This window comes from Streptomyces eurythermus, assembly GCF_014649115.1.
Lineage (GTDB): Bacteria > Actinomycetota > Actinomycetes > Streptomycetales > Streptomycetaceae > Streptomyces > Streptomyces eurythermus.
Map to the genome: position 1 here is coordinate 1 of NZ_BMSK01000031.1, position 16475 is coordinate 16475.

General features: G+C 68.9%; 16 protein-coding genes, 1 tRNA gene and 1 pseudogene. 11 read left to right on the top strand and 7 right to left on the bottom strand.

Annotated features, from left to right (window positions below; genetic code table 11):
* The 5 genes from IE251_RS37610 to IE251_RS37630 all read right to left on the bottom strand — a co-directional run.
* Window positions 1–231, bottom strand: a 231-nt coding sequence (locus IE251_RS37610; RefSeq protein ID WP_229897112.1) for a hypothetical protein, incomplete at its 3' end; no start/stop codon positions are given.
* Window positions 232–347: 116 nt separating this feature from the next.
* On the bottom strand, window positions 348–1724 hold the full coding sequence (locus IE251_RS37615) for an MFS transporter (protein ID WP_189757439.1): 1377 nt from the start codon (window positions 1722–1724) through the stop codon (window positions 348–350).
* Window positions 1725–1994: 270 nt separating this feature from the next.
* The gene (locus tag IE251_RS37620) at window positions 1995–3089 is read right to left on the bottom strand and encodes an alanine racemase (protein ID WP_189757440.1); all 1095 of its coding nucleotides are present in this window, start codon (window positions 3087–3089) and stop codon (window positions 1995–1997) included.
* Between the two features lie 277 nt (window positions 3090–3366).
* A complete protein-coding gene (locus IE251_RS37625; RefSeq protein WP_189757441.1) occupies window positions 3367–3564 on the bottom strand; it encodes a hypothetical protein in 198 nt (65 codons plus the stop codon).
* Window positions 3565–3614: 50 nt separating this feature from the next.
* The gene (locus tag IE251_RS37630) at window positions 3615–4370 is read right to left on the bottom strand and encodes a GntR family transcriptional regulator (protein ID WP_086696701.1); all 756 of its coding nucleotides are present in this window, start codon (window positions 4368–4370) and stop codon (window positions 3615–3617) included.
* A 79-nt stretch (window positions 4371–4449) separates the two neighbouring features.
* Here IE251_RS37630 and IE251_RS37635 point away from each other — a divergent pair, with 79 nt between their 5' ends.
* The 6 genes from IE251_RS37635 to IE251_RS42405 all read left to right on the top strand — a co-directional run bounded on the left by IE251_RS37635 (window position 4450) and on the right by IE251_RS42405 (window position 9900).
* A complete protein-coding gene (locus IE251_RS37635; RefSeq protein ID WP_189757442.1) occupies window positions 4450–4728 on the top strand; it encodes a hypothetical protein in 279 nt (92 codons plus the stop codon).
* Window positions 4729–5251: 523 nt separating this feature from the next.
* The gene (locus IE251_RS37640) at window positions 5252–5476 is read left to right on the top strand and encodes a hypothetical protein (protein ID WP_189757443.1); all 225 of its coding nucleotides are present in this window, start codon (window positions 5252–5254) and stop codon (window positions 5474–5476) included.
* Window positions 5473–6216, top strand: coding sequence for a GntR family transcriptional regulator (locus IE251_RS37645; protein WP_189757444.1), 744 nt, complete (start codon window positions 5473–5475; stop codon window positions 6214–6216). Before IE251_RS37640 ends, IE251_RS37645 begins: the two co-directional genes overlap by 4 nt.
* On the top strand, window positions 6213–6515 hold the full coding sequence (locus IE251_RS37650) for a hypothetical protein (RefSeq protein ID WP_189757445.1): 303 nt from the start codon (window positions 6213–6215) through the stop codon (window positions 6513–6515). Before IE251_RS37645 ends, IE251_RS37650 begins: the two co-directional genes overlap by 4 nt.
* A gap of 395 nt (window positions 6516–6910) precedes the next feature.
* Window positions 6911–8569: a P-loop ATPase, Sll1717 family gene (locus IE251_RS37655; RefSeq protein ID WP_189757446.1), complete on the top strand. Its 1659-nt coding sequence runs from the start codon at window positions 6911–6913 to the stop codon at window positions 8567–8569.
* A 683-nt stretch (window positions 8570–9252) separates the two neighbouring features.
* Complete coding sequence (locus tag IE251_RS42405; RefSeq protein WP_491590665.1) at window positions 9253–9900, top strand: DUF8453 domain-containing protein; 648 nt, start codon at window positions 9253–9255, stop codon at window positions 9898–9900.
* Window positions 9901–9932: 32 nt separating this feature from the next.
* Here IE251_RS42405 and IE251_RS41485 read toward each other — a convergent pair.
* Window positions 9933–10106, bottom strand: a pseudogene (locus IE251_RS41485) (NUDIX domain-containing protein); the annotation flags it as partial.
* A 2-nt stretch (window positions 10107–10108) separates the two neighbouring features.
* On the opposite strand from IE251_RS41485, the gene IE251_RS41490 reads away from it, so the two are divergent.
* The 3 genes from IE251_RS41490 to IE251_RS41500 are packed head-to-tail and all read left to right on the top strand — an operon-like array spanning window position 10109 to window position 11102.
* A complete protein-coding gene (locus IE251_RS41490; RefSeq protein ID WP_229897113.1) occupies window positions 10109–10342 on the top strand; it encodes a hypothetical protein in 234 nt (77 codons plus the stop codon).
* On the top strand, window positions 10339–10551 hold the full coding sequence (locus tag IE251_RS41495; protein ID WP_229897114.1) for a hypothetical protein: 213 nt from the start codon (window positions 10339–10341) through the stop codon (window positions 10549–10551). Before IE251_RS41490 ends, IE251_RS41495 begins: the two co-directional genes overlap by 4 nt.
* Complete coding sequence (locus IE251_RS41500) at window positions 10551–11102, top strand: site-specific integrase (RefSeq protein ID WP_229897115.1); 552 nt, start codon at window positions 10551–10553, stop codon at window positions 11100–11102. The genes IE251_RS41495 and IE251_RS41500 overlap by 1 nt, the downstream gene beginning before the upstream one ends.
* Window positions 11103–11691: 589 nt before the next feature.
* Here the strand turns inward: IE251_RS41500 and IE251_RS37670 are convergent.
* A tRNA-Arg gene (locus IE251_RS37670) sits at window positions 11692–11767 on the bottom strand.
* Between the two features lie 321 nt (window positions 11768–12088).
* Between IE251_RS37670 and IE251_RS37675 the strand changes: the two genes are divergently transcribed.
* A complete protein-coding gene (locus tag IE251_RS37675) occupies window positions 12089–13696 on the top strand; it encodes a dynamin family protein (protein ID WP_189757447.1) in 1608 nt (535 codons plus the stop codon).
* Between the two features lie 3 nt (window positions 13697–13699).
* The gene (locus IE251_RS37680; protein WP_189757448.1) at window positions 13700–16354 is read left to right on the top strand and encodes a GTPase; all 2655 of its coding nucleotides are present in this window, start codon (window positions 13700–13702) and stop codon (window positions 16352–16354) included.
* Window positions 16355–16475 lie beyond the last annotated feature (121 nt).

Sequence of the window (16475 nt, forward strand, 5' to 3'; positions counted from 1 at the left end):
GTACTGGGCCAGGTGCGCGGCGAGCGCGTCGTCCCGTGACCCGACCTTGAACAGGGCGTAGGTGTCGACCTCGTTGTTGAGGCGGATGCGCAGCACCGTCTCGACGACGTGGCGTACGTAGTAGTCGCGCTCGATCCATTCGCCGGCGTGCAGTTCGCGCATCCGCGGCACGCGGGCGAACTGGCGCTCCATCAGCTCGGCCGCCAGCGACTCCAGTCGCTCCCGGTCCAACACGGCTCCCGACACAAGAACCTCCCAACTCACCAACACGGACACCCCCACCCTGCACACCGGCCCCGCACCGCCCACAGAGCCAAACCCACACCCATGGCCCCGGGGCGCCGTATTCAGGAACCGGCCGATCGCGCCGCGCGCCACCGCGACAGGGCGTACACACCCGCCCCGGACACCGCGAACACCGAAGCCAGCACCAGCCAGCCGAAATCGCCCGCGGTGAAAACGAATCCGATGAGAAAGACGGGACCGACGACCCGCTGCAATCCGTAGCCCGTGTTGAAAGCCGCCATGTATTCGGTACGACGGGATGTGGGGGCCAGGTCGAAGGAGAGCCGGTAACTGGTGACGGAATGGAGATTCTCCCCGACCGTCAGCAGGACGAGGGCCAGCGTGCACAGGGTGACCGTCGCTCCCGGGGAGACCCGTCCGGCCGCCATGCAGACCGCGCAGAACACGACGAGGAGGACGACGGCCAGGCCCAGCATGGCGGCCGGGCGCCGCTGGGCGCCCGCCATCCGGCCGAGCACGATCTGGAGGACCACACTGAGTACCGTGTTGACCACCAGCAGGGCGGACATCACCACCGACGACACGCCCAGCGACGCCACCATCCACAGCGGCAGCAACTCGTTGAGGACGGAATCGTGCAGGAACAGCATGCCGTTGACGCCCGACAGGGCCAGGAAGCGCGCGTTGCGTACGACGGGCGGCGCGTCGGCGGGTCCGGAACCGGGTTCGGGCGGCGGGCCGGCGGGTCCGGAACCGGGTTCGGGCTGCGCGTCGGCGGGTCCGGAACCGGGTTCGGGCGGCGCGTCGGCCGGTCCGGAACCGGGTTCGGGCGGCCCGGCCGGTCCCTCCTGCGGGTTGCCGGGCCCGTGCGGGAGCCGGCGTCCCAGTCGCGCGATCACGAGGGCGAAGAGGAGGAACGACAGCCCGTTGGCGGCCAGCAGCGAGGCGTTGACCCACCGGGATCCCGTCGACAGCGCCAGCCCCCCGAGGAGGGTTCCGGCGCCCAGCGCGGCGTTGCGCACCGCACTGACGGCGGAGATGGCGCGCACCCGCCCCGCCTCCCCGAACAGGCCCGCGATCAGGGACTGCTGGAGCGAACTCGTCGTCCCCTCCACGGACATCAGCAGCAGGGTGAGACAGAAGAACCAGCGGTAGTCGTCCACGACCGCGTACGCGAGGAAGCCGGCGCCGCGCAGGCACAGCGCGGTGACGTACACCCGGACCAGGCCCAGGCGGTCGGCCATCCGGCCGACGGGAATGGGGGTGAGGAGACCGAGCGCGGCGCCGATGGACAGGGCGGCGGAGACGGAGACGGTGCTGAAGCCGATGATCCGGACGAAATACAGCAGCACGACGACCGTGCTGAGCCCGGTGCCCAGGGAGTCCACGGCCGAGCCCGCGACCAGCCGTCGCAGCGCCCGGCGCCCCGGCCGGGACAGTCCTGGCGCCGCTGCCTCGTCCGCCAACGCGTCGGTCATGTGGGGTGCCCCTGTTCCGGTACGTCCGTTCCGGCGGGCAAGCATCGGGCGGGCCGGTGGTCGCTCGGTGGTGCGCCGGGCGCCCGGGCCGGGTGCGGCGGCTGGAGGTGGTGGCCGGGTGCGGTGGCCGGGCGTGGTGGCTGGGGGCGGTGGCTGGGCGTGGTGGCCGAGGGCGGTGCCGGGCGCGGCGGCTGGAGGTGGTGGCCGGGTGCGGTGGCTGGGGGCGGTGGCCGGGCGCGGCTGCTGGGCGTGGTGGCCGGGCGCGGCGGCTCAGGTGTTGGCGCCGCGGGCCGTCACCGGCCAACGGTCGACGACCTCGCCGCGCTGGACGACCAGCAGCTCGTCGGCGAGATTGACCGGCGTGCAGACGTGGGAGGGAACCACGGCGACCGTCGACCCCAGGGCCGGCCCGCGCACCTCGGCCGACAGCCGGACCACGGCGTGGTGTTCCCACAGCGAGGTGATCGTCGCCTCGGGGAACGCGGGAAGCAGGCCACGGCCCCGCACCCAGGGGGACCGGTCCGAGCCGAGCACTTTGCTCCCGACGTCCAGCACGAAGCGGTCCGGGGCGGGAACGCTGATCACCGTGGCGACGGCGGCCAGCGCCAGGTCCCCGGCCGCGCAGGTGCCGATGGCGAGTTGCGTGGCGTCGTTGAAGACGTAGACACCGGGCCGCAGTTCGTTCACGGTGCCGGGCCGCCACCGGCCCACGGTCGGGGTCGATCCGCCACTGAGCACAGCGGCCTCGAGACCGGCATCGCGCAGCGCCTCGGCGGCCTCGCCCAGCGCCCGCTCCTCGTCCCGCGCGGCTCGCTCGCGCGCCTCGGGGTCATGACCGTAACCGTGCCCGGGGAACGTGAAGGCGCCGACGACGCGCAGGCCCGCCTCCGCGGCCGCCTGCCCCACCTCCCCGGCGGCCTGCGGCGGCACCCCGGTCCGGCGGGCACCGCTGTCGACCTCGACGAGCGCCTCGACCGGTCGTGCGGCGCCCCGCACGGCCTCCCCGAGCCGCCGCGCGCCCTCCGCCGAATCGACGCCCACTCTCAGGGCGACGTCGTCCGCCAGCCGGCGCAGCCGCCGTGCCTTACCGGCGTCGGGCCATACAGGAGAGGCTATGAACAAGTCGTCCACGCCGGCCCGGGCGAATGCCTCGGCCTCGCTGATCGTGGCCACGGACAGCCCACGGGCACCGGACCGCAGCTGGAGGCGGGCGATGTCCGCGCACTTGTGGCTCTTTGCATGCGGGCGCAGGGTGAATCCCCCCGCCCGGGAAGCCTCGGCCATGCGTGTGATGTTCCCGGCCATGACGTCCAGGTCGACCACGAGCGCCGGCGTGACCAACCCCTCGGGCAGCTGTGTCGCCATGTCTTGCTCCTCCTGCCGATCGTGATCAAACGATCATGACAGCAGCGACCTGACCAGGACTGTCACCCCCCGACTCCTCGAGCCGGACCGAAGACCGGGACAATGGCCGGTGGCGCCCCGGGCAGGACTCGAACCTGCGGCCAAGCGCTTGGAAGGCGCTTGGTGTGTTTGCATGGGGCCTGCTCCTGACCTGCGCAGTCACGCCTTCCCTTCGCCGCGTGCCACCTGCCGTCGACACGCATTCGACACGCCCTTGGTGGGCCTGTCGGCCTCAGGCTTACGGCCGTTGGTACGCCGAGGAGTCGACACCTGCTGCGGGATCTCTGGTGAAGGTTACGTACGCGGGGTGCTCAGGGTCGCCGACCTCCATGAGCGCGAAGAGATCAAGGTCGTGGTTCGCGAACCTGTGGAGGTACTGAAGGAACAGCTCCATCTCCTCGTCCGACAGCCGCTCGCCGTGCCGCTCGTTGCGCATGCGGTCACGATACGGGCCGAGAGAGGCGACCTTGCCGGGGAGCGGGCCCGCTACCGGTTGATCGGGATCTCGTAGACGATCTCGCAGTGGGCGGCGGGCACCACGATGTCCGCCGTCTCGACCGGCCGTCCCTCGTCGCTGTAGTACGTCCGCCGGATGTGCGTGACGAGCGCGGCCTTCTGGATGCCCAGGAGTGACGCCTCCTCGGCGGTCGCCTGCCTCGGCTCGGGCTGCTCCACGGCGTGGCTGACGGTGATCCCGATCGCGGCCATGCGGTTCACGACACCCGCCCCGGCATGCGGGCCGCCCTCGGGGAGAACGATGATGGTGCCGGCGGTGAGGTCGTACGGCTCCCAGCTCGTGGACAGCTGCACCGGCCTGCCGTCGCCCAGGAACTCGTACGTCGTCCGGACGCACAGATCACCCTCGCTGATGCCGAGCCGCGCCGCGATGTCCGCGGGAGCCGGCACCTTGGCCTCGGTCCGGCTCTCCCAGTCCCCTTGCCTGCCCGCGGCCTTCATGTCCGCCCGGAACGGAGACCCGTCGGGCCGCTCACGCGCCGACGACCGGACCATGCGCATGCGCTGCCGAGGCTCGGCGACGTACGTGCCCGAACCGGCGCGGCCCTCCAGCACACCCTGGGAGATCAGCAACTCCTGCGCCCGGCGGACCACGTTCTCGCCGACCCCGTACTCCTGGCCGATCTGGGCGCGAGACGGCAGACGGTCCCCGGGCTCCCATACGTGCTCCGCGATCCGGCGCCGGAGTTCGTCGGCGATGCGGAGATAGGGCGGCTGCTCAGGCATATGGAAAATCTAGTCCACTAGCTCTAATCTAGTTAACTAGCTTCACTGAAAGTGATCGCCGGTTGACGGAGGCTGCCCTGTGCCCGCTTCGGGATCTCGCGCGGCGGCCATCGCCGCCCGGCTGTCCGCCATCGGGCTTGCCACGCGCGTGGAGGAGCACGACCGGTACACGTCGATCGAAGCGGAGGTACCGGAAGCGCTCTCCGCCGACTCATGGCGGAAGGCCCTGGAAGCCGTGGCAGAGGCCGACCGGTTCGGCCTCCTCGCCACCAGCCTGAACGGCCGCACCCTCTGGGCGGTCGTACACAAAGCGGTCCCCGCGACGGGCGATGTCGGGGGACCGAGCCATCAGCGATAGGAGCTGAGCAGCGTGCTCAACCGTATCCGCCGTGCCGTCTCGCTCGCCAGAGCGCGGTACGCCCCCAAGGGCAGGCACCGCCGCCCCTTAACGCCCTCCCAGCCGACGGTCGCCCCCACCTTCCCGGCGTCCGCCGCTGCGTCGAGGCGACCACTGGACCGGTTCTCCGACAGTGCCGACCATCGACTCCCGCTCGCAGGGGAGGACAACGCACTCGTCCGCCCCTACGTGCTGGCCTGGGAGGAACGAGTACGGCCACGGGCGGTGGCCGTCGCTTCCCATCTGCCGCCTGAAGCCTGGTCGACTCTCGCGGGGGCCGGCTGATGTCTCCACGCCAACAGCTTCGCGTCACCGACGCCTCGACGGTCCCCTACCGGTCGACCGCCTGCCGTATGGGCACACACCCGCTCTGCACGGAGTCCTCTCCCGTCTGCGCGCCGGTCGACCTGCCGGTTGTCTATGAGACGTGCGCGTGCCCGTGTCACTCGATCCCGGGCCGCTCAGAGCCCAGGGAGGTACAGCGGTGAGCGGCTGGGCACCGGGCGGCGCCATGGTTGCCATGGTCGAGGTCACGGCGACCACCGTGCAGCGTGGCGACGTCATCCAACTGGGCGGCAGAGCGTGCCGGGTCATGAACCTCTTCGAACTTCCCCAAGGGGCCAAACGACTCCTCTTCGAGTCGGGCGAGCTGCTGACCATACACGCGCGAACCCGGCTCGCCGCCGTTCGCGTGCAGAGAAGGCGGTGATCCCGTCCGTGCCTTCACGCCACCACGACATCGCCGACGATCTCCGGCGCCGGATCACAACCGGCGCAGTCAAACCGGGTGAACACCTGCCCTCCGAGGCAGACCTCGCCGACCGATACAAGGTCAGTACGACCACACTGCGAAGTGCGCTCGCAGTCCTCCAAGGCGAAGGTCTCGTCGAGAAGATCCACGGAAAAGGCAACTTCGTCCGCCGCTCACTCCGCAAGATCATGTACGTCGGGGGATGGGGAACGCTGGATCCATGGACCGCCGCTGAAGCGGCCGTGCGCGTCACTGTTCGCACCGCCACCGTGCAGGCAGACGGCCACCTGACGTCCTTGCTGAGGGTGCCGACGGGCAGCCCCCTCGCTGAGTTCTTCTGCATCAGCCACGAGGGGGACGCACCGCACGGTCTGGCCCGCATCTACATCCCGCGCGACTTGGCGCCGGCCGGGGTGCTGGGCGACGACTCCTCATGGCGGAACACGGCCGCGCGATTCGCCGTCCTCGGCTCGGCACCGGCAACTGTCCGGGAGACGGTACGTGCTCGTCCACCGACACCGGACGAGGCATCCGTCCTCCGGATCGGCCCAACGGCGGCAGCCCTGACGATCACCCGGATCGCGACCGACTCCACCGGTCGAGTCGTCGAGGCCGCGCTACTCGTGTTCCCAGGGGACGGCGTTGACGCGGTCTTCACCACCCACGACGTCACCGAAGAGAAGGGAACCCAACAATGACGGCACCGAACCAACTGCGCCTCCTCCCGTGGTCGGGGCCCGGCGGGAAGCCCTGCTACTTGGACACCGACGACAAGGCCAGCTACATGTCCCGCCTGGCGGACAACATCGAAGCGGTGCAACTGGGGACGGCGGCCGAGTTGCTGGAGCATGCCTCCGAGACCCTCGACGACCAGGACGCCGGCCTGGAAGACTTGCACCCGCTGGCGAGGGAACTGGCCGGGTCGCTGCGGGATGTTCTCCGCGTTGCAGTCAGCCGCGGTCACCTCCTGGCGGTGAGCGACCCTCATCGACCCTGAGGACCACTGACCAGCGGGACAGAAGAAGCCCATGGCTCTGACCTTGTCAGAGCCATGGGCTTCTGTCGTTGTCGGTCGGCGCCGACTGACGTCGTCGACCAAGGGACGGCTACCTTTGGCGACTGCGACGCAGGCCCGCCTAGGGCCAGGCGCTCTGCGGGTCGCCGCGTACGTATGCCGTGGAGTATGCAGAGCACTCTGGGACGACCCTCATCGTCACCACGAACCAACCTCACACCGGCAACTGGCTAGAACGCTCGCGACGCTGCGGCTTCCTTCTACCTGAAGGTACCCATCGGTATTTACCGAGACCCTACTCAATCTGCGGCAGCTGAGGTAACGTGCATGAATCATGACGCTGAGTTTGGGGTGCTCTGCGGAGTTGAGGGGGGCGCATGGTTCAGCGTAGGACTCGTCGGCGCGGGGCGAACTTCAATTTGGGCGCCGAACAAGCGGAAGCAGATAAGCGGCTACTGCATTCTGCCTTCTATGAATCTGACGACTACTTGACAATCTCCGATAAAGACGACCGTCGCTGCTTTCTGATCGCTCGTACAGGAAGTGGTAAGTCTGCTGCACTTCAGCAGCTGCAGGAGGATAATCCTGAGCATGTTGTAAGGATCATCCCGGAAGACCTTTCCCTCCAGTATATTACCAACCTTGGGGTAATGCGTTACCTCGATGGGCTAGAAGTAAGTCTAGATCCTCTGTTTATCGCACTATGGAAACATGTTTTGCTTGTTGAGTTGATCCGTCACCGTTACAAGGTCAACACTCCGGCAGCGAAGGCCACATTCCTGGCCACTCTACGAGATAAAATTCGAAGAGACCCCGGCAAAAAGGTGGCCCTGGAGTATCTAGAAGAGTTTCATGACCGATTCTGGGTCGAGGCCGACCAGCGAGTTCGGGAAGTCACTGAAAAATTTGAGGAGCGTATCAATAAGGAAGCTAAGGGAAAGGTGACTCTACCAGGATCTACTGACGCAAGCCTTGGGGCTTCATCTGGGGACACTTACTCGTCTGAAGTTCGCATGGAATTAGCGGACCGATTTCAGCGCATCGTTAATGAGACGCAGATGGCCCGGCTCAATAAGATGGTGAACGTGCTGGATGAGGACATCTTGGATAGCCGACAAAACTTCACCTATGTCGTGATCGACGACCTGGACCGGGATTGGGTCGACGACAAGTTGGCAAATGGCCTGATCAGGTGTCTTTTTCGAGCAGTGCTAGACCTGCAACGCGTTGATAATCTCAAAATCATCGTTGCTCTACGTACCAACATTTTCGAGCATCTCGACTTCGGACACCGGTCAGGCGGACAGGAAGAAAAGTTCCGGGCGCTCGCGCTTCGGATGCGCTGGACGGCAGCAGAGCTGCAGGAATTGGTCTCCGAAAGAATTAAGGTCGCCACGGCTGGATTTGATGTCCAGCTGCGATCAGTTTACGACATTCTTCCGCGTTCAAATGTAACTCGTGGCGATGCTCTCGCCTATATGCTCCAGCGGACGCTGATGCGTCCACGGGATATCATCGCCTTTTTCAATGAAACTCTCGCTAGCTCAGGAAGGGGTGAACGCCTCACTTGGGAAGATATTAGAGGAGCGGAAGAGGCGTACTCGCGGAATCGCCTGTTAGCCTTGCGTGACGAGTGGAAGACTTCCTACCCTGGGATTGATCGGATATTCGAGGTGTTTGAGGGAATGACTCTCCCAATGACGGCTGACGAATTCACTCGCAGGCTGGATGATGCCATCACGCAAACGGCCGGCGACCCAAACTTCGCCGGAGCCGACTGGGTCGCCGAACTCACCGCGAAAATGTGGACCCATTCGGAGGGAAGTTGGTCTGACTGGTACGGACCGCTAGTATCCCTCCTATACAACATCGGCTTCATCGGCTGCAAGACGGGCAGTCGCTCCGAATTCCGCTTCGCTCAGGATCACCCAGACTTCGCCGAGAGGACGCGAAATCTGGAATCGATCACGGACGTAGATATTCATCCCGCTTTCCAGCTAGGATTGGATTGCCGCGTCAACTATTCTCGACCGTGAGTAACTGTGACGAAGCTGCGTTACGGCGGGCATTTAATAGTGCCATTGAAAGCGCGGCACGTGTCACGTCCGAGCGGGCGCACCTGCGGCCCACAGTTTATCCCGATCTAACCAGGGTGACGGCTCCGGTGGTGCCCATGTTCCACGCTCTTCGCTGCCAAGAATGCGACGGCCGCTTCGCCTCGATGCATGGACCACAGCCCACGACGGCGGACCCGCCGATCACCCGGGCGTGTATGTATGTTCTTCCCCGACTCCGCCGGCCTCAGCTACTCTGTCCGTGCCGTCGAGCAGAGCAAGCCACGACGGTCGCCTGTGACGACGGCGCCTGAGCCCTCAGCTTGGGAAGCTTGGGTTTGGCGCGCTCGGTAGGCTTGCCGACCTGCTGCGGAGCGGCAACATGGCATGTTGACGTGCTGGGTGAGTGACCGTTGTTCCCCGCGGTTCCCCGCACTATCTGGCACGCTGCTTACCGCAGCCCTGGCGGCTCGGGGACACCCTCTGCAGGGACGGATGTCCGGCAAGCATGTGCACCAGCCAGTCGAGTGGTGGTCGCAGCCGCCGCAGGCTCCATGCGAGGTGAGTCGACTGGATGTCGCTCGTTGGAAATCTGGATACCTGTGGTGCGGACTTGGCGCTGTGGGTAGGGTCGCCACCCTGGCAGAGAAGTATGGGGGCGGCAAATGTCCAACGGTCCGGCATGGTTGGCGGCAGCAGCCGGAGCAGCAGGTGCTGGTGCAGCATGGTTCGCTGCCGTGAATGGCGTTCGCACATTGCTCCAGACTCGACGTGACAGCATCAGTAGGAGTCGGCCAATGGTGGCGGCGGAGTTCCGCGATGCACTGCCGTCCCGTGGCACTTTGTATCTCGTAATCCGAAATTACGGACCGTCGGTAGCGAAGAACGTACGGGTTAGTTTCGATCCTGCGATTCCTGACCCTCCTCCCGACATGGCCCGAGAGAGCGTCGTACCCTTCCTGAAGAGCCGCTATTCGAGGGTAATTCCCACGTTGACACCAGGGACTGAACTCCGCAACGTTTATTACGTAGGCGAGCCCCAGGGGGACCATTTCGTCAACTCGGAACCAACCCCAGAGCGTGTCACAGTCACGATCTCATGCGAGTCGGCGGACGGGAAGCAAGAATATACAGATACATTTGATCTCGACGTCGATCTTATGCAGAGTGAAACGTGGGTCACGTCACCACTTTCTACGGAGTCTCAGATCAAGGAGATTCGCGCATCCCTAAAAGGAATCGATAAGTCGATGCAGGGCATCAGTCGCGCTCTCCAGTCAGGGCGCAGAAGCGCGGATAATGGTGGCTCGTAGTGACTTCTGAATCCAGGCGCATTACGGAAAAGGGTGCCGTCGGTGCCGCCGGATGGCTTGCAGCGGAAGACCGGAGTCACGATGCCATGGGTGAGGTTCTTGTAGACGCCGGTCAGCTCGTCCACCTCGACGTGGATACCTGTCTCTTCCAGGACCTCGCGGGCTACGCCGGCCTTGGGAGTCTTGTTGGGTTCGAGGATGCCGCCTGATGGAGACGACGTACGACGTGAAGGAGTACAAGATCCTCGCCTGCAAGGGCGCCCGGAAGACCACGTACACCGTGTGTTGGGTTGTCGCGGACAAGCGCTGGCGTGAGCCCTTCAACACCGTCGCGCTCGCCGAGGGCTTCCGGTCGGACCTCATCCGGGCCACGGGCAACGGCGGGGCCTTCGCCGTCGCCACGGTCTCCCGGTGTCTCATCGGTCCAAGTCGGCTTCTGTGAGCTGGTACAAGTTCGCCGTCGAGTACGTGGACGCCCGTTGGCCTCACCTCGGCGGCAACAGCCGCAAGAACATCGCGAAGACGCTGACCGCCACCACTATCGCCCTGCTGCGGGCGAAGCCCACGCAGTTCGCGCCTGCGGCCGTGCGGACGGCCCTCCGTGAACGGGCGTTCAACACCAACCGACGTCCGGGCGCGCCCCAGACGTAGTGGCCATCCAGAAGTGGGTGGAGCGGAACTCCCTGCCCGTCTCGGTCTGGGAGGACCCGGAAAAGGTCGACGAGGTCTTGCGCGTCATCGACACCCGCCTTGACGGCAAGCAAGCGGCGGCCTGGTCCCGGAAGCGCAACCGCAGGATCCTCAACGTCGCCATGAAGTACGCGATCCGGCGGCGCATCCTTCGGGTCAGTCCTCTTCCCAAGGGCAAGGAGTCGACGGCGGTCGCGAAGACCATGAACGCCGTGGACAAACGGTCCTTGCTGAACCCCGAGCAGGCGGCGGCGATCCTCGACTGGATTCGGCGCCGTCCGCGGGGCGGCAAGCGGCTCCACGCCTTCTTCGCCACGTGGTACTACTGCGGTCCCACGGCCCGAGGAAGCAGTAGCCATGAGGGTGGAGGACGTGACCCTGCCGGAACCCGACGCCGACGACCAGTGGTGCGAGCTGCTGATCCACGCGGCGACGCCGGAGATCGGGAAGCAGTGGACCGACACGGGGGAGATTCACGAGCGACGGTATCTGAAGGGCCGTACCGAGGGTGAGACGCGCGCGGTGCCGGGGCATCCTGCCCCACACGCATCCTGCGGCGGCACATCGAGGACGAACAGCTCCAGCCGGGTGATCTGCTCTTCCAGGGTGAGTCCGGCGGCATCCTCGCCGGCTCCGTCGTCCGCCGGGCGTGGCGGAGTGCGCGTAAGGCCGTACTGCCCCCGCACGTCTTCGAGTCACCCACTGGGCGGCGCGGGTACGACATCCGGCACACGCGCCTGACGAAGTGGCTCAACGACGGGATCCCGCCCGTCCAGGTGGCCGAGTGGGCCGGGAACGGCGTCGCCGTGCTGCTGGCGCCGTAGGCCCGGTGCGTCGACGGGCAGCTGCCGGACCTGAAGCGGCGGCCGGTAGCCGCGGGTGATCTTCCGGAGGCGGAGGCGGAGGTGCCGGGCGCCGGCTGATCTTCCACCGGTCGAGAACTTCGACACGTGTTCGACACGGCCACCCGCGAGAACCCGGTGATAGCCGGACGGCCCCGGAGTCAACCCTTGATCGTCAAGAGGGCGCCCGGGGCTTTGTCGTGCCTACTGGCATCCGCTCTGACCAGCGAAAAGCCCTCCCGAGCGGGAGGGCGGAGACTGGCGCCCCCGGCAGGACTCGAACCTGCGGCCAAGCGCTTAGAAGGCGCCTGCTCTATCCACTGAGCTACGGGGGCCGGGTGGGGTGGCCTCGTGCCTGGTGGCCTGGTGGGGGCCGATCCGTGACGTTGCCGGGGTCAAGGATAGGGCTCCCGGTTCCTTGACCCTGTCGCTTCCCCTCCGTGGCTCGATGTGGAGGTTCGGTGAAGCGGTCCTGATAATCGCAGGCAGGTGCGAATCGTGCACCGCTTTTGGCGTCTGACGCCCCGGGTGTTGTGCACTCGTTATGCCTGGACTGTGCCAGTGTCCCACTCGTCCTTTCCGTCCGTTGTGTTCTGTCGGCGCGCAGACATGTCCATATGCTTCAGAATTCCCCTAAAATTGGGCATTCTTCGCATGTGGTGACCTTGGACGTACGGCCTCAGCTGCTCGACACACTCTCCGCTCTGCGCGACCGTGTCGCCGCCGCACGCTTTCCGCTGCCCCTGGCCGGGGCCCCACGCGCGCGTGCCAACCGCGACGAACTCCTCGCGCAGCTCGACGACTACCTCGTCCCCCGATTGCGGCACCCCGAGGCGCCGTTGCTCGCTGTCGTCGGCGGCTCCACCGGCGCGGGGAAATCAACCCTGGTCAACTCCCTCGTCGGCAGACGGGTGAGCGAGGCGGGCGTGCTCCGGCCGACCACCAGGACACCGGTCCTCGTCTGCCATCCGGAGGACCATCACTGGTTCAGCGGCATGCGCGTGCTCCCCGCCCTCACCCGCGTATGGGACCCCGACCGGGACCCCGCCGAGGAGTTCCCGCCCACCGACGACGAGCACGCGCGCGTGCTGCGCGTGGAGACGGCCGACACCCTCCCGCGCGGCCTCGCTCTCCTCGACGCCCCCGATGTCGACTCCCTGATCGCGGACAACCGCGTCCTCGCCGCGGAACTCATCTGCGCCGCCGACATCTGGATCATGGTCACCACGGCCGCCCGCTACGCCGACGCCGTCCCCTGGCACCTGCTGCGCACGGCCAAGGAGTACGACGCGACCCTCGTCACCGTCCTGGACCGGGTGCCCCACCAGGTCGTCTCCGAGGTCTCCCGGCAGTACGGCGCCCTGCTGACCAAGGCCGGACTGGGCGACGTACCCCGCTTCACCGTGCCCGAGCTGCCGGAGTCCGCCTGGGGGGCCGGACTGCTGCCCGCCACCGCCGTCGCGCCCCTGAAGAGCTGGCTCGCCCACCACGCCCAGGATCCCGCCGCCCGCCAGCACATCATGGCCCGGACCGCCTACGGACTGCTCGACTCGCTGAAGTCCCGCATGCCCGAGCTGGCCGGCGCCGCCGCGGCCCAGTACGCGGCGGCCCTCCGGCTCACCTCCGCCGTGGACGCCGCCTACGACAGCGAGCACGCGCGCGTGCGCAGCCGCCTGCAGTCCGGCGCCGTACTCGCCGGCGACGCCCTCAAGCGCTGGCGCGCCTTCCCCCTGGACTGCACCGCCGCCGAACTCCTCGACGCCCTCGTGGAGAGCCTGGCCGCCCTGCTGCTGTGCGCCGTCACCGCCGCCGACGAGCGCGTGGACGACGCCTGGCGGCGCGAGCCCGCCGCCCGCGCCCCCGAGCTGACCGCCCGCGACACCTCCCTGGAGAGCGCCGAGCACCGCATCGGGCTCGCGGCCCGGCGCTGGCGGCGCGAGCTGGAGGAGTACGCCGAGGACGAGGTACGGGTCCTGGAGCGCACCGGCGCCCCCGACCCCGAGGTCGTCGCCGCCCTCGTCGCCACGGCGGTGCTGGGCGGGCGCCGGGCGCGCACCGCCGGCGAGGGGCTCGCCGAGCGGCTCGGCGCCCACGGTGTCCTGCGGCTGCGCGACCGGGCCGGACGGCTGCTCACCGAGCACGTGGACCGCGTCATGCACGCCGAACGCGAGCGGCGCCTCGCCCCGCTCGACGCCCTGGACGTCCACCCCGAGCCCCAGGCCGAACTCATCGCCGCGCTGTCCGTACTGCAGAAGGAGAGGTGACCGGTGACCGCCGTCACTGACCAGGACCACACGGAGCACACCGACCACATGAGGCGCACCGACAGCGGCAGCGGCGACACCGGGTCCCTGGAGCACGTCGGTCACACCGGCACGGACGCCCTGGACGGCACCGAACGCGCCGGCGGCCTCGCGCACGCGCGCCTGAACCCGGTGAAGGAAGGCCCCGAGGACGACGGCCCCGGCACCGGTGGCCGCCACGAGAGGCGGGGTGACCACGCCACGGACGACGGGACCGGCGGCGGACCCGAGGCAGGCGCCGGGGACGGCCCCGGTGTCCTGCACGCGCGCGTACCGGACGAGACCGTCGAGGGCGGCCCGGACACCGGCCGGGAGCGTCCCGCGCGCGCACGCGACGAGAACGCCGACCGCGACCAGGGGCACGGCCAGGGCACCGACCGCGAGCACAGCCGTGACACCGACCGCGACCGTGGCCGTAGCACCGGCCGCGACCACGACCGCGACCGCGACCACGGCCGCGCCCATGAGCACGAGCGCGAGCGCGACGGCCACGCCGAAGAGGGCGGCGAGCGTCACGCCGTACAGGACCGGGACCGGCGCGGTGTCCAGGATCATGACCGTCACGGTGCACGGGACCACGACCCGCGCGGCGTCCAGGACCATGACCGTCACGGTGCCCAGGACCGTGACCGGCGCGGTGCGCAGGACCACGACCGGTACGGCGCCCAGGACCGTGACCGGCGGCCCGGTGAAGCCGGTGGCAACGACGACCGGGACCGTGCCGCGCGCGGGCGCGCGGCCGAGCAGGGCGTCTCGGTGCCTCGCCCCCACCCGCACCCCGCACGCTCCCCGAAACCCCGCCCCGCAACGGGCGCCACGCCCCCCAGGACGACCACCGCGCCGGGCGCCGCCACCCCCGCCCCCACCTCCGCCACGGACGGCGAAGCCGGTGCCGCCCAGGAGGCCTGGGACGACGGCCTCATCGCCCGCCGCGTCACCGGGTCCGCCTCCGCCGCCCTCGCCGCCGAGCGCGCCTCCGCCGGGGAGCAGCCGCACCGCGGGCCGGGCGCGCAGGTCCCGGTTCCGCTGGCGTACGACGGCCCGCTGCGCTCCCGGCTGAACGCCCTGCGCGAGCTCGTGGGGCTGTCCCGTACCCGGCTGGACAGCCGCACGCTCGCCGAGGCGGGCCGGGTCCTGAACGAGGCCGCCGCGCGCCGCAAGCTCTCCGGCCGGCACACCGTCGTCGCCCTGGCCGGCGCGACCGGCAGCGGCAAGTCCCAGCTGTTCAACTCGCTCGCCGGGGTGGCCATCTCCGAGACCGGCGTACGCCGCCCGACCACCGCCGCGCCCATCGCGTGCAGCTGGAGCGACGGCGCGGCGACCCTCATCGACCGACTGGGCATCCCGGGCCGGCTGCGCCGCCGGCCCATGCACAGCCCGGACAACGACGGGCAGCTGCGCGGGCTGGTCCTGGTCGACCTGCCCGACCACGACTCCGCCGCCGTGCAGCACCGCGAACAGGTCGACCGGATCCTGAAGCTGGTCGACGCGGTCATCTGGGTGGTCGACCCCGAGAAGTACGCCGACGCCATGCTGCACGAACGGTATCTGCGGCCGATGGCCGGCCACGCGGAGGTCATGTTCATCGTCCTCAACCAGGTGGACCGGCTGCCCGGTGACGCCGCCGACCAGGTCCTGGACGACCTGCGGCGGCTGCTGGACGAGGACGGCATCGCGCTCGGCGAACACGGCGAACCGGGCGCCACCGTCCTCGCGCTGTCCGCGCTCACCGGCGAGGGGGTCGGCGACCTCCGCGAGGCGCTCGGCCAGTTCGTGGCCGAGCGCGGCGCGCCGGCCCGCCGGGTCGCGGCCGACCTGGACGCCGCCGCGGCGGGGCTGCGGCCCGTGTACGCCACCGGGCGGCGGGTCGGTCTCACCGAGGAGGCCCGTGAGGAGTTCGCCGCGCGGCTCGCGGACGCGGTGGGCGCCACCGCGGCGGGCGAGGCCGCCGAACGCGCCTGGCTGCGCAACGCCAACCGGGCCTGCGGCACGCCCTGGCTGCGGCTGTGGCGCTGGTACCAGGGCCGCGGCGAGGCCACGACGGGCCGTCACGCGGTCCGCGGCCAGGCCGACGAGGAGGCCACGGCCCGCCAGCGGGTGGAACAGGCGGTCCGCACGGTCGCCGACCGGGCCTCGGCCGGGTTGCCCGCGCCGTGGGCACAGGCGGTGCGCGAGGCGGCCGTACGCGGCTCCCAGGGGCTGCCAGAGGCGCTGGACGCGCTGTCGGCGCGGGCCGGGCTGCCGCCGGGCCGCCCGCCCCGGCCGGGTTGGTGGCCGGTGGCGGTACTGGTGCAGGCGGCGATGACCCTGCTGCAGATCGTGGGCGGCGGGTGGCTCGTGGGGCAGATCGCCGGACTGATGGCGCCCAACCTGGGCGTTCCGGTGCTGTTGATGGTGTGCGGGATCGTCGGCGGGCCGCTGGTGGAGTGGGGGTGCCGGATGGCGGCCCGGGGGCCCGCGCGGCGCTACGGCCAGGAGGCGGAACGGCGGTTGCGGGAGGCGGCGGCGGGCTGCGGCCGGGCCCGGGTGCTCGATCCGGTGGCGGCGGAGCTGCTGCGGTACCGGGAGGTGCGGGAACAGTACGGGAGGGTCGCCCGGAGCAGGACCGGGGTGGTGTGAGCGGGCCTGGGGGCAGGGGCGACCGGTGGGGCTAATGGTGGCCTCGCTGGTGGCGGCGGCGGGGGCGGTGGTGGCGTCGCTGGTGTCAGTGGCGTCCGTGGTGTTGGTGGTGGGGCTGGCG